The following is a 20779-nucleotide window of genomic DNA, read 5'->3' as shown; positions in this document are numbered from 1 at the left end:
GAAGTGTAACGTCCCTAGATTATAGTGTGAATGAACGCTCATTCTCAAATGATAATTATTGGAGATTTCACAGTCTTATGTTGTCTCGGAACTTTCTATTAACAGGGGTAGTGCTGGCCTCGGCGATTTTGGCAGGATGTCAAGAAAGTGAAAACAGTACAGCGGAAGGAAGTGCGGCCGCGCAACAAGCGCCAAAGGTCCAAGTCGGTGTCATTCATATTGAGCAACGGGCCGTGGAGTTAACCTCCGAATTGCCGGGCCGAACAAAATCCAGCTTAGAAGCAGAGATTCGCCCTCAGGTGGGTGGCATTGTTGAAAAACGCTTATTTGAAGAAGGCCAAACCGTCGCCTCGGGTGATCTTTTGTATCAACTGGATGACTCGACTTATGAGTCAAATGTTGAGCAAGCGCAAGCGGATCTAGACAGCGCCCGTGCGACCTTAACTTCTACCCGCCAAACTTATGAACGCTATAAGACGTTGAAGGAACGTAACAACGTTTCGCAACAAAACTTGGATGACGCGAATGTGGCTTACCTATCAGCCGTTGCGGCGGAAAAGCGTGCCGTGGCAGCGTTGAATAGTGCCAAGATTGATTTGGCGTACACCAAAATCACCGCCCCCATTGATGGCAAAATCGGCATTTCTGATGTCACGGTAGGGGCTTTGGTAACGGCTAATCAATCGACGCCGATGACCACTATCCGTGCAACCGATCCGATCTTTGTCGATCTTGCGCAAACCAGCGTTGAGCAATTACGCCAGCGTACCTTGTTGAGCCTAGAGCATGTCACCTTGGGGGATCAAACGGTGCAGCTGATTCTCGAAGACGGTAGCGAATACCCGTACAAGGGGCGCCTGACGACACGAGAAGTCAGTGTCGATGAAATGACTGGCAGTGTCACAGTGCGTGCCGAATTTGCTAACCCAGATGGCTTATTGCTGCCGGGGATGTTTGTACGTGGTTATATTAATGACCTGAACGACAGCCAAGCGATTTTAGTGCCACAACAAGGGGTGATGCGTAATGTGCAGGGTAATGCCTATGCTCTTGTGGTGAACGCAGACAATCAAGTAGAGCAGCGCATTCTGAAGACGGAACGTGCGATTGGTAACCAATGGTACATCACCGATGGCATCCAAGACGGTGATAAAGTGATCGTGGAGGGCAGTATGAAAGTGCGTCCAGGAGATGAAGTCACCACCGTTGAGCTGCAACGTGATCCGCAAAGCGGTCGTATGGTCGAAGTGAACGCTGCGACCACTGGCCAGTAGTGAAGGGAGCTTGTAAATGATAGCGCATTTTTTCATTCGGCGACCGGTGTTCGCATGGGTAATCTCGATCGTCATTATGTTGGCGGGATTACTGGCGATCACGCAGTTGCCTGTGTCTCAGTATCCAAACGTGGCACCGCCATCGATTCGAATTTCGACGACCTATAATGGCGCCTCGGCGGAAACGGTTGAAAACAGTGTCACACAGATTATTGAGCAGCAGTTAACCGGTCTCGATGGTCTGCTGTATTTCTCATCCAGCAGTAGCTCGACGGGGCGTGCCAGCATTGATGTGACCTTTGAACAGGGCACAGATGCCGATACCGCTCAGGTTCAGGTGCAGAACAAAGTTCAGCAAATTACCTCAAATCTGCCCAATAGCGTACAGCAACAAGGGGTGACGGTGACTAAGTCTCAGTCAGACTTCTTGCTGATCATGGCGCTGTACGATGAAAACGATCAAGCGGCTCCCAGTGATTTGTCGGATTACCTAGTCTCAAATATGCAGGACCCGATCTCGCGTTTGGAAGGGGTGGGCAGTGTGCAGATCTTCGGTACCGCCTATGCCATGCGTATCTGGTTGGATCCACTGAAGCTGGCGACCTACAACTTGATACCCTCCGATGTGGCCAATGCGATTGAGGCACAGAACGTGCAGGTGGCTGCAGGTAGCTTGGGCAGTTATCCGATTGCCAAAGGCCAAGAACTGAATGCCACGGTCACGGCTCAGTCCAAACTGGAAACCCCAGAGCAGTTTGAAAACATCATTCTGAAATACGATGACAACGGCGCGACGGTGCGTATTAAGAACGTGGCTAAAGTTGAAATCGGCAGTGAGAACTACAATTTCTCCCCTCGTTTAAACGGCCACCCGTCGACCGGTTTGGCGGTGATGTTGGCGCCTAGCGCGAACGCTTTGGAAACCTCTGAACGTGTTAAAGCGGCCATTGAAGAGCTAAAACGCAACTTGCCGGAGGGCTACAAAACCGCCTTGCCGTTGGATTCGACTGAGTTCATCAAAATCTCCATCGAAGAGGTGGTGAAAACCTTAGTAGAAGCCATCGTCCTGGTGGTGATTGTGATGTTCGTGTTCCTGCAAAGCTGGCGTGCCACCCTGATCCCTGCGATTGCGGTGCCGGTGGTCTTGTTGGGTACCTTTGGTGTGTTGCAGGCGTTCGGCTATTCGATTAACACCTTGACCATGTTTGCCTTGGTGCTTTCCATCGGTCTGTTGGTGGACGACGCCATCGTCGTGGTGGAGAACGTTGAGCGGGTGATGGAAGAAGAGAACCTGCCGCCTCGGGAAGCGACCATTAAATCGATGAAGGAAATCACCAGTGCCTTGATTGGTATCACGGTGGTGTTGTCGGCGGTATTCGTACCGATGGCGTTCTTCAGTGGTTCGACTGGGGTGATCTACCGACAGTTTTCGATCACCATCGTATCGTCCATGGTGTTGTCGGTCATCGTCGCTTTGACGTTGTCGCCAGCCTTGTGTGCGACCATTCTTAAGAAACCCAACCACCACGGTGAAAAACGTGGTTTGGCGGGCTGGTTTAACCGCAACTTTGACAATATGACGGCACGTTACAGTAACCGTGTGGTGCGTTTGCTGCGTCAGCCGGTGCGTTGGATGGCGGGTTACTTGGTCATCGTCGCGGGCATGGGCTATTTGATGGTGAATACGCCGACTGGCTTCTTACCCACCGAGGACCAAGGTAACATCATGGTCATGGTGTCTTTGCCGGAAGGGGCGTCCATGGCGCGTACGGAAGAGGTGATGGGGCAAATTCAGCACCACTTCCTTGAGCAGGAAAAAGACTACGTTGACTCCATCTTCACCATTTCTGGCTTTAGCTTTATGGGTACTGGGCAAAACGCTGGTATGGCGTTTGTGCTGCTCAAGCACTGGGATGAGCGAACCGAGCCAGGAAGTTCGGCAGCGGACATTGTTGGCCGCTCTTACCCAGGTTTGGCCGGCATTCGTGATGCGCAGATCTTCTCTCTGTTGCCACCGTCCATTCGTGGTCTAGGGCAGAGTAATGGCTTTACCTTCGAGCTTCAGGCATCTGGTAATACGGATCGTCAGACGTTGCTAGAAATGCGTGACCGTCTCTTGGCTGATGCCCGTGCGAGTCAGATTCTGACTGGGGTACGTATGGGGGGCCAAGCTGAGACACCGCAACTGCACATTGATATTGACCAGGAAAAAGCGTTTGCCTTAGGGCTGTCCATGGCCGACATCAGTAGTACTCTGTCATCGGCTTGGGCGGGCAATTATGTCAACGACTTCGTCGATCGCGGTCGTGTGAAGCGTGTCTACATTCAAGGTGAAGCCGAGTACCGTGGTGCGCCAGAGGATCTACAGCATTGGTATGTGCGCGGTAATGGCGATGAAATGACGCCATTCTCAGCCTTTGCCGACAGTGAATGGACCTTTGGGCCTAAAGCTTTGACCCGCTTTAATGGTTTGCCATCTTACGAGATCCAAGGTTCGGCAGCGCCGGGTCTGAGCTCGGGGGATGCTATGGTGGAAATGGCACGTCTGGCAGACCAACTGCCGCAAGGGACGTCCTACGCTTGGAGTGGTTTGTCCTACCAAGAGCAGCAATCGGGGGGCCAGACTTTCTTCTTGTATGCGGTGTCGATCCTAGTGGTGTTCTTGTGTCTGGCCGCTTTGTATGAAAGCTGGACCGTACCTTTCTCGGTGATCTTGGTGATTCCATTGGGGATCATTGGTGCTGCCGGCGCGATTTATCTGCGTGACTTGCAGAACGATGTCTACTTCCAAGTGGCCTTGCTAACCATCATCGGTCTGTCGTCGAAGAACGCCATCTTGATTGTCGAGTTTGCTGAAGCCGCCTACCGTCGAGGTGAAGACGTATGGCATGCTGCGGCGGAAGGGGCGCGTTTGCGTTTGCGTCCGATCATCATGACATCGTTGGCGTTTATCGTCGGTACCATGCCATTAGCCTTGTCATCGGGGGCGGGGGCGAACAGCCGTATCTCGATTGGTTCAGGGATTGTCGGCGGTACATTTACCGCGACCCTGTTGGCCATCTTCTTCGTACCTTTGTTCTTTGTTTTGGTACGTCGCCTGTTCCCGAAACGTCCGATTGAAGACTGAGTTCAGTTCAGCAATCGTCCCTTAGCAATGTAAAAGGAGCCGACTCTCGGCTCCTTTTTTTATGGGCACAGAACAGCGCAGGTTAGCGTTTCTTGGCAGGTAAAAACCTTATCGACTGTTGGTCGTTGCATAGTTGCGTGATTTCGCTAGGGCGGCCTTGCTCATCGAGGCGTACTAAGCCAATGCCAGAATGATTCACGAGGCGCTCGCCACGGGCAGCATGCTCCGGTTTGCGTGGTGAAATTTTCAGCGAGCGGCGCTTGGTGAATATATTCAAGGGGGACCAAGGGGCATACAACCAGCGGTTGAGACGGTCAAACCATTCCAATAGGTCGTGCGGAAACTCATTGCGTAGGCCACTACTGGTGATTTGCCAGATATTGGGGCTGCTTTTTTGACCGCGTAATTTGATGTCATAGGTAAAGGAGTAATGCACATCCCCCGACAAGATAACAAAGTTAGACGGGGTCTTAGGGTGGGTGAATAAATTCATTAACGCGTAGGCAGAGCCTCGATGTGACATCCAGTTTTCCGCATCAACCATCAAGGGTTTACCGATCCAGGTAAACACTTTTTGAATGGCTTCGATCAGCTTGACCCCGAAAATAGGCGCTGGTGACACCAAAATGACCGCCTCCAAATCTTTAATGTCGTGCTGTAAGTCGGTAATGGCTTCCCAGTCCATCAACCCTGAAGGGTGATTGAAGTTCTGCTCTGAACGCCAGCGTCGCGTGCGTGTATCGAGCACCACCAGCTTAGGTTCTGTGTCCCATTGGTAGTGCCATTGTTCGTAACTCAGCAGAGTCTCGATAAAGTCGTCTTTGGCGCCGCCTTCTGTGCTTTGAATAGCCCGTTGCGCTTGGTTTAGAAAGGCTTGGTCATATTGGCCTGGGTTATTGCCCCAGCCCTGACACAGTAGGTAGCCGGTGAGGGCGTTACCGATAATGCGTTTCGACAGAGCGTGCCCATAGGCGGTGGTTTCCCAGTCCGCCGTCAAATTCCAGTCGTCCGTGACATCGTGATCATCAAACATCATTGCCGTTGGCAAGTGGGCCAAAACGCGCTGAACTTGTGGCAGGGTGCTGACAAAGTCTTCAATGGCTTTACGCTCTTCAAGGAAGCGTGCTTTATGCGCCTCATCGGTTAGACTGTCCGGTAACTCGAGGGAGAGGTACTTCCATAAGGTTGGCGACCACACCAATAAGTACATGCAGATGACCTCTGCAAAACTGATTAAATGGTTGTGTGCCGTATCGGTGGTGAATACCGGTTTCTTTTTGCCTTTGAAAAACTGCTGTTTGACCTCATCACTCAGTTCCGTCAGGGGTAAGAGTGCTTCGCGATTGTAAAAGAACGGCTCGGTTGCCAGGCATTTATCGCTGCAGGGCAGCTGCTCTTCACTGATGCCGAGTAAGGCAATGGACTGACGAATGGCGGACAGCATAGGACCGGCCACATCATCGGCGTACACCTGATCGCCGGATAGCACCAGCATGGATGGCCAGTGCTCCATCGGGGTATGGCTAAGATGATGGTCGGCCTGTGCCAGACCGTCACCAATGGCTGAGCGCGTGTCCATTTGATGATAGCCATAATGGGCTTTACGACAAGAGCCATGCAGCAAGGAGCTGACCTTAGGGTGCCAGATAAAGTCAACTTGTTCAGTGGTCGCCGCGTTCTGATAGCTAGGCACAGAGAGTGTTTGCGCGTGATCGAGGTTAACCTGGTAGGTGAGCGCTTGATCGGCAGGGAGGGCGTCGCTAAGGGTGACGCTGATCAGTTTTAAATAGAGCCGTTGCCCCATTTTTAGTGTGCTGCATTGCGTGTCACTGGCAAGCGTTTTGGATCGATCTGCGAGGCTCACTGAAACTGAGTAGTCTTGGCTAGTCGCAAGCCAAAGGTGGACTGCATTCGCTTCCACTTTGCGTAATATTGGCCCTGCAATCACTGGGTCTAAAGAAGGGCTGGCCTCTGAAGTCATAGAGCTGCTCCATTAAAAATCAAACTTCCCATGCTACCTTAAGAGGCTAAGGGAACACTGTATTGGCTTACTAAACTTTATTCATGTTTTTTGCAAAAAGCATCGCCTAAAAGCCATTGAAACACTTAGGCGTATTCGTTAGCGTTAATATATTCAGTTAGAACGCGTTTCGTGGCTTTTGTCACGGGCCTCTTAATAGACAACCATAATAATTGCTAAGAGATTCCCATGCCTAAAAAGTCGATGTATCGGTCGTTAGCTTGCTTGCTTCCCCTGACAACTGCAACCAGTTTGTATGCTGGAAACCTCTCCGAAGATGGCCACAATGGTGCTGTGACCGAACCACTTTTTCCCTCAAAAACCTACTTTTTGATGGCCGTCGATAATGAGATTATCCGCAATATTGGCGATCAAGACGTGGGACTTTTGTTGGGTGTAAAAGATATCAAAAGCAGCGATGCCGAAGCCATTTATTACGGTATGCGCAAAGCCATGCTGAAGTACGCAGCCCGTGCTTGGGACGCTGGCATTGTTTCTTCCTACGGTAAAGATGTGGGGCAAGTGTTTGGTTGGCACGACCCGGGGGCGCATTCAGATCCAAATGAAATCAGAATTGTGAATAAGTTGCTGTTGTTTCATTATGCCCAGCAATATCAGTCTTCCAACACACTGTTACAGCACTACCACCAACAGCTGACGCAACATACCATGCAGCTGCCAGACAACTCTGTGTCTCAGTGTAAACAGCATGAAAGTTACTCTGATTACATTTTCTACAAGCAGCTGGGGCAGTTGTCAGCGAATCCAAATCAGCTGTTTCCTATCGCCGCAAACTACGAAGCTCTGTTCAGCTGCGATAAGGTGCGTGTGGAGACTATGCTATCGGCCACTTCAGAGTCCATTTCAAAACATGACATTGCCTCTATGATCACTGTGGTTGAGCAGTCTTAAGCTCAGCCCATGGCATGGCCAATTAGAGCTTCTTCTTAAAGCGCAGTGACGCCAGAGCCAAACCGATCAAAGTAAATCCTACTAGCCACAGGGCATCTGGCTCGAGACTGCTCAGTTCTGCTTCACGTAACACTATGGCACGCACCATGCGCATAAAGTGGGTCGCCGGCAGTCCCTCCGCAAGCCACTGGGCCAGCTCTGGCATGGCTTGGTAGGGAAACATAAAGCCCGACAGCAGAATCGATGGCAGCAACACAAACACGGTCAGCTGCATGGCTTGTAATTGGGTTTTAGCGACCGTTGAAATCACTAAACCTAGGGTCAAGCTGGCACAGATAAACAGCAAAGCCGCGCCGAATAATGACAGAAGCCCGCCGCGAATCGGCACTGCAAACAGCATATGCCCGACCAGTAAGATAATGCTCACTTGTATCAAACCGGCGAACACATAGGGCGTGATTTTGCCGAGCATCAACTCAAATGGGCGAATCGGTGTGTTGATTAAAAACTCCATATTGCCCTGTTCACGCTCGCGCACAATCGCCGCGGAGGTAAATAAGATCATGGTCATGGTGAGAATAATCGCCAATAAGCCTGGCACAATATTGACCACCGAGCGCTGTTCAGGGTTAAACCACTGTACTACTTCAAAGGTCACTGGGGGCTTCGGGGCAACAGTGTTACTAATATCTGTGAGTGGCATGTTGCGTAAGCTGCGCACGGTGGCAGCAATCAATGTGTCTGAGCCATCCACTAACCATTGTCCAATGGGCTCGTCTAATGTGTGGGCTGGGTCTTGAGTCAAGGTCTTTGCGTGTAGTGCGATTCGCCGATCTAGGTCGTGGGGTAGCACCAGTACCGCTTTAATGTCGCCGCGGATAATGGCTGCGGTCGCTTCTTGGGGAGAGTAGTAGGACTCAGTGAAGGACACTGTTTGGCTGGCTTGCACGGTTTGTACCAGGGCGCGGCTGGTGTGGCTTTGGGCATAGTCGACGACGCCAGCAGTAATATGACGGGCATCGGTATTGATGGCGAAGCCAAATAAGATCAGTTGCACCAAGGGAATCATTACGATCATGGCAAAGGTGACGCGGTCACGGGACAGCTGCTTGAGCTCTTTGATAGCAACCGCCCAAATGCGCACTAAGCTAGCCCACATGGCGACCTCCAGTATTGGCCACAAACACATCCTCAAGGCTCGGGCGCACTTCATCAAAGCAGTATTCTGCGCCGAGTGTGTGCAGTAGCGTTGCTGGTTGGGCACAGGTTTTGTTAACCAATACCCGCAGACGGGTGCCAACTTGGGCTGCAGAGAGAATCTCGGGATGGGAGACCAGTTGTTGCTTTAACTGGCGCAGTTGTGGTCCTTGCGTCTCAAACACCGTAGCAGGCATATCGTTCATGAGTTGCTGTGGCGTGCCGTCGGCGCGTTTATGACCATTTTCTAAAATGGCTAAGGCGTGGCAGCGTTCCGCTTCGTCCATATAGTGGGTCGAGACCAGAATGGTGGTGCCTTGGTCGCTTAAATCAAATAAATGTTCCCAAAAGTCACGTCGGTTTTCAGGGTCCACCGCAGAGGTCGGTTCGTCCAAAAACAGCAATTCTGGTTGATGTAAGGTGGCGCAGGCCAGGGCTAAGCGCTGTTTTTGCCCGCCACTCATGGCGCCCGCTAATTGCTTTGTTAGGGCACCTAACTCGTACAGTTGAATCAGCTCTTGGATACGAGCTTTGCGCTGTTGGCGACCCAGACCATAAATACTGGCGACGAAGCGCAAGTTTTCTAACACAGTTAAGTTATCGTACAAAGAGAACTTCTGTGTCATATAACCAATACGCTGCTTTAAGCTTTCCTCATGATGTTTTATGGGCTGACCAAACAGCGTTACTGCTCCTGAAGTCGGTTCCAGTAGCCCGGTTAACATGCGAATCGCGGTCGACTTACCGCAGCCATTGGGACCTAGAAAGCCATAAATGGTGCCTTGTGTAATGCTTAGATCTAGCCCATTCACAGCTAGGTTGTCGCCAAATTGCTTGGTGAGTCCATGGCTCTCAATGACGCGCTCTTGGCTCATGGCAGGCGTACCTCAAGGGGCGTGCCAAGCGCTATTGCCTCTGCGTCCTGTACATCTATTTTGGCGAGATACATGAGTCGCGAGCGCTCGTTCTCATTTAACGCAAAGTAGGGGGTAAACGCTGGTTGACTGCGGATGGTGCGTACCACGCCACGAAAAGGCTGGTCGACACCATCGATCAAGATCTGTACCTGGCTACCTGTCTGTAGCTGAGTGCGTAGTGTTTCGGGGAGATAGACGCGGGCGTAAGGTGGCTCATCCGTTAACAGACGAAACACCTGAGTCCCCGCCAAGACTGAGTCTCCTTGGTGCCAAGGGGACAGGTCAATAAGGCCTGATGACGGGGCTGTAATACGATGCTGGTTCAGACTCTCTTTGGCGATCCGCACCTGTGCCTGCGCCGCTTCAACTTGTGCTTGGCGTTGCTGTAGCACTTCTTCTCGAGCGCCATTTCTTAATTCCAACCAACCTTGTTGTAACTGCTCGGCTTGGGCGCGGGTTTGATCTTTAAAGGTGCGCGCATTATCCAGCGCGGCGCGGCCAATGGCGTTGGCTTGATACAGCTCTTGAGTACGTTGTAGTTGTAGTAGCGCTTCTTTGTCGTTGGCTAAGGCGCCTTGCCAAGCGGCATAGGCGGAGTCGATTTGCTCTGGACGCGTGCCGTTTTGAAGTTCCGCCAAGGTGGCTTGTGCTAGCCGTAATTGGGCTTCGGCATAATCAAGCTGCGCCTGTGCACTATCGTCCTTAAAGCGCGCCAGTAGTTGTCCTTGGCTAACTTTTTGCCCTTCTGTAACAGGCAGTTCAACAATCTGCTGACTGACCAAAGCGGACAAGATAAGGCTGTCACGTTCTAGGGTGCCTAGGGCAATGTGATCTGGCTGAGATTGGCAGCCATGTAATAGTAATCCGATACCAATAAGCACAGTTGACAAGGCTGGCAGTCCCATGAAAAGCCTCCATTCAATGGCGTGGGTTAAGACTCTATGCCTGCTACTGACTATAGCGCCTAGTGATCAAGTGGTCATGTCTTGGTGGGTATTCAGGGGTTATACGCTGATGTGAATCCACGTTTAATTCCATGCTAAGTCCATCCCTCGATTGTTTATATCCCTAAGATAAGCGAAAATAGCCGCCAATCCCTATTAGCAAAACGATCTTGTGACCAAAAAGTCCCTGTGTGGGGCTTTTTGTTTGATGCTGAGGTCGTGGACACAACAAAGAGTTTTTAAATGGCTGACCAGCAATTTCTTGATCAAGTAAACAAGCGTAGAACCTTCGCTATCATCTCGCACCCTGATGCCGCCCAGCCTTTCAACGCTTAAAACCACCTTTCATTGCACACCACAATCACATCTCTACGTACTGAATTTAAAGGCTTTTTGTCTTTTTCTCGTTTCTTTGCTTTTCAATGATGTTCAAGCGTAACCTCGGAAAGTGTGTACAAACTTGAGTACAAATTCCGTTTTAGAGGCCTTTGGCGAAAATTCCATGACACAAATCTGGCTGTAGGCCTTGTGGTTACTGGGTTTGATGAAGAAAGTACCTCTTGCTTTTGGTACTTTGGTTTCGATATTACAAAAGCGGAACAAATGCGATCATCTCTAGTTTTTTGTTTATAAGCTTATGAATTTAAAGGGTTCGTCATTGTGGTTTTTGGTGTGTCATCGTTGCGAGTGTACAAACAGTGTGTACAAATTTTTCTCGTTAGGCGTGTTGATTGCTATTCATGACACAAACCGCCTTGTAGCCCTTGTTATTCATAGGTTTGAGCTGAAAAGTACCTAATAGCAACATTTGTGTTTTGATAAGGCTGATCTTCTGAACAAATCATGCATCTTTCTGACCATCAACAAGTGATGAATCAGGCGATGATAGCTTTACATTGATTTTCAGGAGAATGCAGATGACAGCAGTAGCGCACCAGGTAACCCCTTTTCTAACATCTTACGAAGTGATGGCTCGTTACCACATAAGCTATACGACGCTCTGGCGAAGAATAAAAGATGGCAGCTTGCCGCAACCTCGTATCAACCGAAATACACGAAACAAGCTTTGGCACATTGAAGACCTAGAAGAGTATGAGAAGAAAGAGGACTGAGCCTCTTTCTTTTATTGTCCGAAACGCCAGTTGAACGGAAAGCCTGTCGGCTCGATGATGGTCTCTAGCTGTTGATACCAAACGTCGTAAGCATGACGCATTTCATCCAGGTACTGATATTGGTTGTAGATAGCATCCAACCCTTTTTTGCTGTGGCCAATCATCAACTCGGCAACTTCTTGCGTGGTGATGGCTGACATTCGCGTTCGCATCGTTCTGCGAAGATCATGCATAGACCAGTGTTCCATCTCAATACCAAGCGACCTGCGAGCCCAGATTTTCACATTGTTAGGAATAGTGGTATCAAAGCCATTTGTGGCAAGCTCTTCTTGTCCGTTAGCGGGAAACAAGTAAGTTGATTTACTCATCTGCATCGCCAGTTCAATCAGCTCAATAGCAGGCCTAATCAATGGCCGCATGATTGGCGCTCCAATTTTCTCACCTTGTTTGCGGATCTCTATAGGCACTGTCCACATTGCTGATTGCAAATCAAAGTGATGCTTTTCAGCTTGAATGAGTTCGCCCTTGCGCCCTCCCAATAAGAGAAGCAGTTTTATGTAGATGCGATTCTTCTCAGTGATTTTTGACTCATGCAAATAGCGCCAAAGTATCCTGATCTCGTTGTCATTTAGCACCCGAGTTCGTTTGCCTTTCTTACCGCCAACCTTTTTTGCTGTGATCCCAGCGGCAGCGTTAATTTCCAAAATTTGTTCATCAATCAGCCAGTCATAAAACTTGTGCAGCACAGACACCAGACGCTCTGTGTTTGAAGGGGACGACTCCGAAACCTCACGAAGACAGTTTCTTAAGGACAATTCATTGATGTCAGTTAATGGGTACTTGCCAAGTCGGGGCAGCAAATATATTTCACTGCTGCGTTTTTGGTAGTGCCACGTTTTCTCCTTTAGCCCTTGCTTACCGGCAGAGTCTATCCAGTCTCGAAAAATCGATTCGAAGCTTTGATTAGCAGAATACTTAGCCCGTTCCTGCTGTAGGTAGAGCTTGGGGTTTCGACCTTGATCAAGTACTGCCCTTAACCTATCCAGCTCATTCCTGGCTTCAGCAAGCTTCATAAGTGGGTAAGTACCAATGTCTACCCGCTGTTGCTTGCCATCGAAACGATAACGAAACTGAAAAACAATTTTGCCCTTGGGCGATACCCGAGCACTTAGCCCATCTCGGTCGGCTTTTACTACGGTTTCTTTTGCTTCTTTATTTAACCTGGCATCGAGCCAGCTAACTGATAACGCCATGTTATAAGCCCAGCCCTAGTTTTGATTTTAATGATTGTTTACGTGATTCTGCTTTGGGTTCTGGCGCTGTACTCTCAGAAGTAACTTCACCATCTGGTGCAAGACCATCCACCGGTACAGATGTCGTGGATAGATTGGGTTGGCTCATGTGAATTAACCCAAAGGTGGCCAGCATCCGCAGACGCTCAGCGCGTTCCCGTGGCGGCGTCTTTTCTAATTCTTTGAGCAGTTCAGGGTGGCTCCCTGGGGGAATGTTGACGACAACTCTCATAATCAGGCCCCATAAAACCAGAAGCCTCGGACGTTCGCCAAAACAGACTGTTCCGGCACGATGATCTTGCTTCGTGAAAAAATCTCCTTGGCCGCTTCCTTATAAGCCATGGCTCCACCTCCGGCGATCAATACCAAGTCCGCATTGATGCTTTCGTCACGCATGGATTGGCGCATGGCTGTAAGAGCAACAGGCGCTACCTTTTTCATGGCAGCATTCAGATAAGGTGAAATATCGACTTTTTCTCCAAATAGCAGCACCTGCAAGTCGCCGGTTCTCATGGCTTTTTCAAGTCGATCCATTCCGACTTTGGCACCATGATCTTCTGAAATCAGCTTATCAATCGTTTCCAGTAGCACGGACATTGCCTGAAGACTGGTTCCTGATGAGCTGTAGCGAATTTCTCCGGCCTCAAGGGCAACCCAGTCAACAGAGAAGAAGCCCGGATCTATGACGACGACGCGACCTTCTTCAATCAAGCCCAAATCACCACCTGTTTGAACCAGATCCATATAGGCACCGGCAGGCTGCGGCAGCACTTTGACGTCATGAACAGTGATGCTGCGCTTAGGCGTCACTTGATGGACACCTTTTAAACGCTGCACAAGGTCAGACTTACGTTGTGGTTCATGAAACTGGGAAACAGGTAATCCAGTGACAACCAAATCGATGGATTCTGTTTCAGCCATTAACAAGGCGGCATGAAAAAGCGCCTTATAGGTTTTTGTGGTGGGATACTCCGGGTGAAGCTCTCGTTCCCAGCCTTGAAGGCGTCCAGCAGGCACACCAGCGGCCCAACGCTCATTATCGACAGATACATACAAACAAGTGTCATCATCGCCCCCACCGATACGCTCTGGCATACGATCCGCAGGACCGGCACCCGCAGGCAGAATAATGGTTTTCGGTTCACTGCCTGATTGGCCAATTGCCAGCTTCAGGTTCGAGTAACCGATATCTACGCCTAGTACAAACATACTTATCTCCTGTGCACTCAAAGTGCTCTAACGGTTTTCAATCAACCGCACTGGTCACGCTTGGGTATGTCCAAGTGCTCTGGCGGTTCACTCAAATGTCATTATCAGGATTCGGTGCACTGGCGGTGGGCAGAAAGGTGACAAATCCTTTCATCTATCTGCCTATTGCATTTTCGCAAAAGTATGAGAATAGGCTCTGTTTGGCGGCGGATGACCTAGCCAAAAAAATCGAGACGCCAAACGTCGTTTGCATTCTGGCCTGAACTTGCCAAACGGTTTGTATCTTCATGGCGATACGTCTTTTCAGGCATTTTTATGTGAAATCGGGCTGTATCCCTTGTCAGGTATGGGATTAAGCGAGTTGATTTATATCGAGACGCTAAACAGTGATTGTTACCGCAGTTTTACGTTTGGCGTTTCGATCCAAAAGCCAAACGGATAGTGGTTTTGGCTTTTGGGGTTAATTGGATGGGGAAATTGGTTTGGTAGAAATCGTCAATGAACAATGGAAAGCAGAGGTATCAGATTTACTTCAGCAAGAAACAGACAGGCTAAAAGCGCTGGCACGAGCCGAAGTTGATGACTTTTGGGTTACCCATTACAAGGTTCGAGAGAATGAGCCCTTTAAAGACTGGGGTCTGCTTGGTGTCCGTATCAGAGACTTTAAGTATGGCTTTGGCATAGAGTGGTACATCAACAGTTTTCACGGTCAACGAGGTAAACGCGTGGTCTTTAGCAAGGGGCTGCGTATCTCAAAGACGAAGCTGAGATACTCATTTTTGGACTGCCAAGGTTTGGCCAAAGAATGGGAGTTAGCGCTGGCCATAGAGAAAGAAGAATTTTTCAGTGATATTCGACGCCAGGTTGATAAGCTCAACATGCTGCGTCGCAGAGTGAATGCCTATTGAGTTAACTGCGCTACTTCACTCGCGGCAACTGGTCCCAGCGTGTTGTGTAGGCGGGAGACAAATGCTCTCGCTTCATCGACCAATCTTTCTTCGTACCTTGTCCAGCAAAGAAAACCTTTCCGGCACCGCTTTGGTTAATGGTGTCCAATACAGACATTAACTGCTGGCTATTAGACCGGGTCGATACTTCATCGAATAGTCCTGGTTGAAACATGCCAGGATCGTAAAAGTCAGACAGCATGACGCCCGCTTTAGTATAACGAAAACCATCCTTCCAAATTCGCTTGAGTAAATGATTGGCCAGCTCGATAAAATCACGCGTATCGCAACTGGGGATCAGCAACTCACCCGATGCAGAGTTGCTGTACTGCGGCTCGTTGTCCTTAAAGGGGCTGGTACGTATAAACACGGTCAGCACTTTGGCTTGCTGCTGTTCTTTGCGAAGCTTCTCAGTGGCGCGGGTTGCGTATTCGCATACGGCTTCACGCAACAATTCAAAGTGCGTCACTTTTGCGCCAAATGAACGGCTACAGACGATTTGCTTCTTGGTTGGCGGGATCTCTTCAAGTTCAATGCACGACTCACCATTGAGCTCTCTGACGGTTCTCTCTAAAACTACTGAAAACTGGTCTCTGATGGCCCTAGGAGAGGCATTGGCTAGATCTAAGGCTGTGGTGATACCCAACGCATTTAAACGCTTAGAAAGCCGTCTACCAACGCCCCAAACATCATCAACCGGGACTAATGCGAGCAATCGACGTTGCCGATCTGGATTGGTCAGGTCTACAACCCCCTGAGTGGCGAGATACTTTTTGGCGGCATGGTTTGCCAGTTTGGCGAGTGTTTTTGTCGGTGCAATGCCTACACAGACGGTGATCCCAATCCAGTGGCCTATGCGCTCTCGCACTTGTTGTCCGAACTCGACAAGAGATATGGCAGACTCAATACCGGTTAAGTCCAAAAACGCTTCGTCAATGGAGTAAACCTCTACTCGTGGTGCCATCTCTTCCAAAGTGCGCATCACTCGACTGCTTAAATCTGCATACAGTGCATAGTTGGACGAGAATGCCAAAATACCATGACGCTGCATTTCAGCTTTGATTTGAAAGACGGGTACGCCCATTTTAATACCGAGTAACTTAGCTTCACGCGACCGTGCAACCACGCAGCCGTCATTGTTGGACAGCACCACAATCGGCGTATCTTTTAAATCAGGACGAAACAGCTTCTCACAACTGGCGTAAAAGTTGTTGCAGTCCACCAAGGCAAATACTGGCATGGGATAGTCACGACTTACGGCGCATGTTTCGCACCACATTGGTGACCACACCAAATATCTCTAACTCTGTCCCTTCAGGAATATGAATGGGCTCATACACCTGGTTTCTTGGGATCAGCATGACGCACGGCCTTAGTTGAAGCTCCTTTACCGTGAGTTCACCATGGATACCAGCGATGACAATGTCACCGTGTTCTGCTTGGACAGAGCGATCAACCACCAAAATATCATCTGGGTGAATCCCGGCATCAATCATTGAATCACCTTCAACACGCACAAAGAACGTTGCAGCTGGTCGCTTGATGCACAGCTCGTTGAGGTCGAGCGTTTGCTCAACATAATCCTGCGCTGGGGAGGGAAAACCAGCAGAAACACGTTCCATGAACAATGGAATACGAAGGCGCTTGGCTTTGATGAAGGCAAGTGCGCCGCTACGGCCTATCAGCGAGACACTCATGACGAACCTCGAAAAATCATAATTAATACTGTTTGTTTATACAGTATCTAATGCTATGCTGATTTCTACAAGTAAAATTGTAGGTAAAACTGTAGTTGTTCGAGTAAGACGCTGTGTTGTCGGTGATTTCTTTTTTGTGTTGAAAAACTAGATGTGGGGGGATCGCTCGCCCTCGTCAAAGCCTGCAAGGCTTGGACAATACTGCTTCTGCCTACTGCTCTTGTTTCTGTTACTGATCCTGTTACTGCTACTGGTTAATGCATGGGTCAAGTAACCGTCAGACAAGGCTTGTTGAACCCTTTGCAAAGGGTTTAAAAACAGTTAGTAAAATTCTGCTTCGTATTGAATTTACTGGCTTAAAGCGAAGTCAGGAGCATCATTAAAATGCTCAGTCGAACTCAGTTAAAGCCTTTTTCAACCGTTTGAAAAGGGATTGGCTAAGCCATACGTAAAGGGTATCGGTAAGGGTTACCTAAACGGTTTAGCTAAGGCTTTCTGAAAGGCTTAGCCAAAGCCTTCATACATGGGTTCAACCAATAGAAAGATTAAAAAAACGCAGAGGTATTCAAGGTGCATTCTGAAAAACCTGTGGCACAGTGAAATAACCTAAAGCGAACAATAGAATTGAAGAGGAACCATCAATGACAAGAGCCCCTGCGCCATTTCCGCTAGAGCGCCTCGCGGATATCCCAGACAGACCAGAAGATTTTAGATTGCTGGAGCGTATTCCATTAACGCGTGAGCCGCAGTCCTGGCCACTTGAACTATCTCCTGTGGTCGGTGATGAACAGCCAATGGTGCTGCTCGATACAGAGACAACCGGACTGTCTGCCGATGACGAGTCCATTATTGAGCTTGGTATGGTTAAGGTGCTTTACAGTCCCTCGGCTAAGCGGATTGTGTCGATTGTTGATGTGATCAGTTTGTATGAAGATCCCGGCAAGCCAATCCCCGAGCTGATTACAGAGTTAACCGGTATTACCGATGACATGGTGCGAGGCCAGCGCATTGATGATTCACTGGTAGCGAGTTGGTTATCCGATGATCCGCTGGTGGTTGCACACAATGCACAGTTTGATCGTCCTTTCTTTGAAAAGCGGTTTGCTGCATTAGGCCATCTATCTTGGGCCTGTTCAGCCAGTGGCATAGATTGGAAGGCGCTGGGTTTTGAAAGTCGAAAGCTTGAGTACCTGCTGCTTCGCTTAGGTTGGTTTTATGAAGGACACCGAGCCGCAACCGATTGTTTGGCGATGGCCTGGTTGTTCCATTTGTTGCCCGAGTCCGTTGCAAACTTGTTGTCTGAAGCAGACAGGCGAACTGTGTTAGTTCGTGCGTTTGGTGCGCCGTTTGACGTAAAGGACTATTTAAAAGAACGTGGTTACCGTTGGCATGACGGCGTTAAAGGTGCCAACAAGCATTGGTGGCGCGAAATCAGCGAAGACGAGTTGCCGCAGGAACAAACTTACCTGGATGATTTGTATCATCGTGGCTCAGAACATGCCCACTATGACTACAAAGATGCCCGCAATCGATTTAAAGCTTTGTCATAGCCCCTTGCATATTTGAAAACCTCTGGAAAATGGAAAGTGAACTCATGGTTTAACCAACAAGAGGAATCTTTCCATGTACCAAGACACCTACATTGAATACTGGGGCGAAATCTTCGTCTCTGCCCGCATCATTGAATTTGGCATCACGTTCGAGCGCTTTCTTAAAGATCCATGGAAGCATTTGATGTCCTGTGGCCAAGAGTCTGCCCCAGACGCGATTGCTGAAGGGATGCTCCCATTGCTACCAGCCCAGGCAGAAGTTGCTAGGCGTGTTCGAGAGAATGAATTGCGTCAGTTGGCATTCCAGCGTGAGCTTCTATCAAGGCCAGAAAAGAAACATTCGAACAATGTCAAGCCAATTTTTATAGCCAACAAGACGACTTGTTGATACTATGAGACCTAATGAAAAAAGGTAGGTTGCTTGATGGCATTCAATCGATGGCTTCCTAGTTTTAAGTGATTAGGGCTTGTCCCAGATGGATTGAGAGGCTGACAGTGCAAGACAACACTGGACTTGAAGAGCTTAGCCAAGCACAGAGAGAACGACTCGCTCATATTGATTTCACTTTGTTATTTAAGGGTGAAGCTGGGCGTAGTTATTTAACCGAGCGCTTTAGCGTAGCGCCGTCTGTGGCAACACAAGATTTTGCGCGGTACAAAGAGTTGGCTCCTAACAACGTTATGTATGACGAAAAGCGCAGAGTGCACTTGAAGACGAGCGCATTCCAGCCGTTGTTTGATTATGACGTTGTTCGAACTCTTGCGACGATAAGCCAAGGGTTCGGTGATGGCTTTCTTGGCAAGGTCAGGCCACCTATGGCTTGTGAAGCACCATTCCATCTCAATAAGCCGAAATTGGAAGTGGTAGCGGCTATTAGTGAAGCCATACATAAGCGCGCTGTTATTAATATTGAGTACACCTCATTGTCGAGTGGTCATGGGAGCAGGCAAATAGTTCCTCATACCTTGATTGACAATGGCTTGAGATGGCATGTCCGAGCATTCGATAGAAAGCATAGAGAATTTAGGGATTTTGTTTTAACCAGAATAAGTGAAGTTGAGTTGTTAGAGGATGAGGTTAACGACGAAGTTGAGACTCTTCAGTGGGATAAGCAATGGAACCGAATCGTTGAACTAGAGCTGATACCTCATCCAAAACTAGCACATCCAGAAGCTGTATCGATGGACTACGCAATGGAAAACAATAGGTTGCGTGTAGAGATAAGAGCTGCGTTCGCTGGATATTTACTGCGTTTATGGAATATCGATTGTTCAAAGAATATTAAGAGCAATGGGCGAGAGTTCCATTTAGCACTTAAAAATCCAGAAGCACTATACGGCGTTGACAATGCTGCACTCGCTCCTGGATATAGCGAATCGTGAGATGAATTTATGAATATAAAAGAATATTTAGGCGATCTTATCGGAGGCAGTTTATTGATAACTGAATCTAGAATAATCGCAGAATCGCTACTGAAAAAACTTCCAGAAGATGAGTGGAAGTCGTTGATCGTTGAGCAAAATGTTCTTCAGAAAAAATCCGGTCAGACGGCTATTCGTTATGCCAGAACAATCCGTTGGCGTATTGAAGGCCTGGGTGATGAGTTTATGACTGATCTTTTAGCCGCGAGTGAACGTGCCTATGTCCAAATGCTGATGATGTCATTGCTCATTCATTCTCCGGTTGTCGCTGATTTTATGCGACTTACCTTAGCCGAGGCTCGTCGCACCTATAAACCCTCTTTAACCGCTGATGCATGGTCTGAGTTTTATGACACGAGAGTGCGGGCATATGCCGAGCTTGGCGGTTTTTCTGACTCAACTGTCAAAAAAATGGGTAACAACGCAATTAAGGCACTGGTTGATAGTGGCTACCTGAGTGATAGTAGGACAAAGAAAATACAACCTGTTTACCTAATGCCAGAAGTTAAAGACTGGTTAGTTCGTCTGGGCCGGGAAGATTTGATTGATGTAATGGAGTGCACAATATGAAGGCTCTTCAGACCAGGCTTGATCTTATACTGGAACGAATTGAAAGCCCTAAGTTTTTGAAAAACGATGGCTTGGGCAATGAAATTGGATTTTGGGTATTTGACTATCCAGCCAAGTATGAACTGCTTGTACGAGAGCACCTTAAGCACGTTGACGAAAAACTCAACAAGCGTGGTTACCGTTTTGTCCATCTCAATATTTTTGAAGTCTTGATAGATATGCTTGAGGAGCGAGGTCTTTTTGACCGAGCTTGCCAGCGTGAATTGCAAGTCGGTGTTGATGGCCTTCGAAAAACACTAGCCGGGCCTCTGAGCCAAGAGAAAGTGGCAAGGTATATTGCGGACAAATATAAGCCATCAGAACTTGAGTTTGTGTTGCTGTCAGGCTTAGGCAGTGCGTGGCCTCTTGTCCGAGGACATGAGTTACTTAGTGCTCTGCAAGACGTTATGGGTAGCACGCCATTAGTGCTTTTCTATCCGGGTGAATATAGCGGAAGGGATTTGCATCCTTTTGGCATGATCGAATCTAAAAACTACTATCGCGCCTTCAAGCTTGTGCCTGAAGACGGTAAAAAAAATTAAGAGCAGGG

Annotated in this window: 19 protein-coding genes; 10 read left to right on the top strand and 9 right to left on the bottom strand. The window is 48.8% G+C overall.

Features of this window, described 5'->3' with window-relative positions; all coding sequences use genetic code 11:
* Nucleotides 1-77: 77 nt before the first annotated feature.
* Nucleotides 78-1274: an efflux RND transporter periplasmic adaptor subunit gene (locus tag MAQ5080_RS05035; RefSeq protein WP_067206399.1), complete on the top strand. Its 1197-nt coding sequence runs from the start codon at nt 78-80 to the stop codon at nt 1272-1274.
* 16 nt (nt 1275-1290) lie between these two features.
* Nucleotides 1291-4401 carry an efflux RND transporter permease subunit gene (locus MAQ5080_RS05030; RefSeq protein WP_067206396.1) on the top strand — a complete coding sequence of 1037 codons (3111 nt, stop codon included), beginning with the start codon at nt 1291-1293 and terminating at the stop codon, nt 4399-4401.
* An 82-nt stretch (nt 4402-4483) separates the two neighbouring features.
* Here MAQ5080_RS05030 and MAQ5080_RS05025 read toward each other — a convergent pair whose 3' ends face one another.
* Nucleotides 4484-6382, bottom strand: a complete 1899-nt coding sequence (locus MAQ5080_RS05025; protein WP_067206393.1) for a DUF7800 domain-containing protein — start codon at nt 6380-6382, stop codon at nt 4484-4486.
* A 228-nt stretch (nt 6383-6610) separates the two neighbouring features.
* On the opposite strand from MAQ5080_RS05025, the gene MAQ5080_RS05020 reads away from it, so the two are divergent.
* A complete protein-coding gene (locus MAQ5080_RS05020) occupies nt 6611-7333 on the top strand; it encodes a hypothetical protein (RefSeq protein ID WP_067206390.1) in 723 nt (240 codons plus the stop codon).
* A 22-nt stretch (nt 7334-7355) separates the two neighbouring features.
* Here MAQ5080_RS05020 and MAQ5080_RS05015 read toward each other — a convergent pair whose 3' ends face one another.
* The 3 genes from MAQ5080_RS05015 to MAQ5080_RS05005 are packed head-to-tail and all read right to left on the bottom strand — an operon-like array spanning nt 7356 to nt 10352.
* A complete protein-coding gene (locus MAQ5080_RS05015) occupies nt 7356-8492 on the bottom strand; it encodes an ABC transporter permease (protein WP_067206386.1) in 1137 nt (378 codons plus the stop codon).
* On the bottom strand, nt 8482-9405 hold the full coding sequence (locus MAQ5080_RS05010) for an ABC transporter ATP-binding protein (protein ID WP_067206383.1): 924 nt from the start codon (nt 9403-9405) through the stop codon (nt 8482-8484). Before MAQ5080_RS05010 ends, MAQ5080_RS05015 begins: the two co-directional genes overlap by 11 nt.
* Nucleotides 9402-10352, bottom strand: a complete 951-nt coding sequence (locus tag MAQ5080_RS05005; protein ID WP_067206380.1) for an HlyD family secretion protein — start codon at nt 10350-10352, stop codon at nt 9402-9404. Before MAQ5080_RS05005 ends, MAQ5080_RS05010 begins: the two co-directional genes overlap by 4 nt.
* Before the next feature lie 956 nt (nt 10353-11308).
* Between MAQ5080_RS05005 and MAQ5080_RS04995 the strand changes: the two genes are divergently transcribed.
* Nucleotides 11309-11503, top strand: coding sequence for a helix-turn-helix transcriptional regulator (locus MAQ5080_RS04995; RefSeq protein ID WP_000127614.1), 195 nt, complete (start codon nt 11309-11311; stop codon nt 11501-11503).
* 11 nt (nt 11504-11514) lie between these two features.
* Here MAQ5080_RS04995 and MAQ5080_RS04990 read toward each other — a convergent pair whose 3' ends face one another.
* From MAQ5080_RS04990 to MAQ5080_RS04980, 3 genes are read right to left on the bottom strand one after another with little or no spacing between them, the layout of a single operon-like run.
* On the bottom strand, nt 11515-12756 hold the full coding sequence (locus MAQ5080_RS04990) for a tyrosine-type recombinase/integrase (RefSeq protein WP_008305558.1): 1242 nt from the start codon (nt 12754-12756) through the stop codon (nt 11515-11517).
* 1 nt (nt 12757) lies between these two features.
* A complete protein-coding gene (locus tag MAQ5080_RS04985) occupies nt 12758-13027 on the bottom strand; it encodes a hypothetical protein (RefSeq protein WP_067206377.1) in 270 nt (89 codons plus the stop codon).
* Between the two features lie 2 nt (nt 13028-13029).
* Nucleotides 13030-14004 (bottom strand): ParM/StbA family protein, encoded by a 975-nt coding sequence (locus MAQ5080_RS04980; RefSeq protein WP_025586926.1) that lies wholly within the window; start codon nt 14002-14004, stop codon nt 13030-13032.
* A 482-nt stretch (nt 14005-14486) separates the two neighbouring features.
* Between MAQ5080_RS04980 and mobI the strand changes: the two genes are divergently transcribed.
* Complete coding sequence (mobI, locus tag MAQ5080_RS04975; protein ID WP_430270578.1) at nt 14487-14912, top strand: conjugative transfer protein MobI(A/C); 426 nt, start codon at nt 14487-14489, stop codon at nt 14910-14912.
* 10 nt (nt 14913-14922) lie between these two features.
* On the opposite strand, the gene umuC is transcribed toward mobI, so the two are convergent.
* Entirely contained in the window at nt 14923-16230 is a 1308-nt protein-coding gene (gene umuC / locus MAQ5080_RS04970) for a translesion error-prone DNA polymerase V subunit UmuC (protein WP_438501668.1), read from the bottom strand.
* Nucleotides 16199-16648 carry a translesion error-prone DNA polymerase V autoproteolytic subunit gene (umuD, locus tag MAQ5080_RS04965; RefSeq protein WP_007105028.1) on the bottom strand — a complete coding sequence of 150 codons (450 nt, stop codon included), beginning with the start codon at nt 16646-16648 and terminating at the stop codon, nt 16199-16201. The genes umuC and umuD overlap by 32 nt, the downstream gene beginning before the upstream one ends.
* 641 nt (nt 16649-17289) lie before the next feature.
* Between umuD and MAQ5080_RS04960 the strand changes: the two genes are divergently transcribed.
* The 5 genes from MAQ5080_RS04960 to MAQ5080_RS04940 all read left to right on the top strand — a co-directional run bounded on the left by MAQ5080_RS04960 (nt 17290) and on the right by MAQ5080_RS04940 (nt 20771).
* On the top strand, nt 17290-18198 hold the full coding sequence (locus tag MAQ5080_RS04960) for a 3'-5' exonuclease (RefSeq protein WP_067206366.1): 909 nt from the start codon (nt 17290-17292) through the stop codon (nt 18196-18198).
* 73 nt (nt 18199-18271) lie between these two features.
* Complete coding sequence (locus tag MAQ5080_RS04955; protein ID WP_000284113.1) at nt 18272-18586, top strand: hypothetical protein; 315 nt, start codon at nt 18272-18274, stop codon at nt 18584-18586.
* A gap of 107 nt (nt 18587-18693) precedes the next feature.
* On the top strand, nt 18694-19581 hold the full coding sequence (locus MAQ5080_RS04950; RefSeq protein ID WP_067206362.1) for a WYL domain-containing protein: 888 nt from the start codon (nt 18694-18696) through the stop codon (nt 19579-19581).
* Nucleotides 19582-19590: 9 nt separating this feature from the next.
* The gene (locus tag MAQ5080_RS04945; protein WP_001021937.1) at nt 19591-20190 is read left to right on the top strand and encodes a DUF1819 family protein; all 600 of its coding nucleotides are present in this window, start codon (nt 19591-19593) and stop codon (nt 20188-20190) included.
* Entirely contained in the window at nt 20187-20771 is a 585-nt protein-coding gene (locus MAQ5080_RS04940) for a DUF1788 domain-containing protein (protein ID WP_000645939.1), read from the top strand. Before MAQ5080_RS04945 ends, MAQ5080_RS04940 begins: the two co-directional genes overlap by 4 nt.
* The last annotated feature ends 8 nt before the right edge of the window (nt 20772-20779 follow it).

Source organism: Marinomonas aquimarina, assembly GCF_900089755.1.
Lineage (GTDB): Bacteria > Pseudomonadota > Gammaproteobacteria > Pseudomonadales > Marinomonadaceae > Marinomonas > Marinomonas aquimarina.
This window is presented reverse-complemented; position numbering and strand designations above follow the sequence as displayed.

Bases quoted from the DNA above. Each gene is read 5' to 3' on its own strand.
- umuC (WP_438501668.1), bottom strand. From the start codon at position 16,230: ATGTGGTGCGAAACATGCGCCGTAAGTCGTGACTATCCCATGCCAGTA.
- MAQ5080_RS05025 (WP_067206393.1), bottom strand. From the start codon at position 6,382: ATGACTTCAGAGGCCAGCCCTTCTTTAGACCCAGTGATTGCAGGGCCA.
- MAQ5080_RS04995 (WP_000127614.1), top strand. From the start codon at position 11,309: ATGACAGCAGTAGCGCACCAGGTAACCCCTTTTCTAACATCTTACGAA.
- MAQ5080_RS04945 (WP_001021937.1), top strand. From the start codon at position 19,591: ATGAATATAAAAGAATATTTAGGCGATCTTATCGGAGGCAGTTTATTG.
- MAQ5080_RS04940 (WP_000645939.1), top strand. From the start codon at position 20,187: ATGAAGGCTCTTCAGACCAGGCTTGATCTTATACTGGAACGAATTGAA.
- MAQ5080_RS05010 (WP_067206383.1), bottom strand. From the start codon at position 9,405: ATGAGCCAAGAGCGCGTCATTGAGAGCCATGGACTCACCAAGCAATTT.
- MAQ5080_RS04980 (WP_025586926.1), bottom strand. From the start codon at position 14,004: ATGTTTGTACTAGGCGTAGATATCGGTTACTCGAACCTGAAGCTGGCA.
- MAQ5080_RS05035 (WP_067206399.1), top strand. From the start codon at position 78: ATGTTGTCTCGGAACTTTCTATTAACAGGGGTAGTGCTGGCCTCGGCG.
- MAQ5080_RS05005 (WP_067206380.1), bottom strand. From the start codon at position 10,352: ATGGGACTGCCAGCCTTGTCAACTGTGCTTATTGGTATCGGATTACTA.
- umuD (WP_007105028.1), bottom strand. From the start codon at position 16,648: ATGAGTGTCTCGCTGATAGGCCGTAGCGGCGCACTTGCCTTCATCAAA.
- MAQ5080_RS04955 (WP_000284113.1), top strand. From the start codon at position 18,272: ATGTACCAAGACACCTACATTGAATACTGGGGCGAAATCTTCGTCTCT.
- MAQ5080_RS05030 (WP_067206396.1), top strand. From the start codon at position 1,291: ATGATAGCGCATTTTTTCATTCGGCGACCGGTGTTCGCATGGGTAATC.
- MAQ5080_RS04990 (WP_008305558.1), bottom strand. From the start codon at position 12,756: ATGGCGTTATCAGTTAGCTGGCTCGATGCCAGGTTAAATAAAGAAGCA.
- MAQ5080_RS05020 (WP_067206390.1), top strand. From the start codon at position 6,611: ATGCCTAAAAAGTCGATGTATCGGTCGTTAGCTTGCTTGCTTCCCCTG.
- MAQ5080_RS05015 (WP_067206386.1), bottom strand. From the start codon at position 8,492: ATGTGGGCTAGCTTAGTGCGCATTTGGGCGGTTGCTATCAAAGAGCTC.
- MAQ5080_RS04960 (WP_067206366.1), top strand. From the start codon at position 17,290: ATGACAAGAGCCCCTGCGCCATTTCCGCTAGAGCGCCTCGCGGATATC.
- MAQ5080_RS04985 (WP_067206377.1), bottom strand. From the start codon at position 13,027: ATGAGAGTTGTCGTCAACATTCCCCCAGGGAGCCACCCTGAACTGCTC.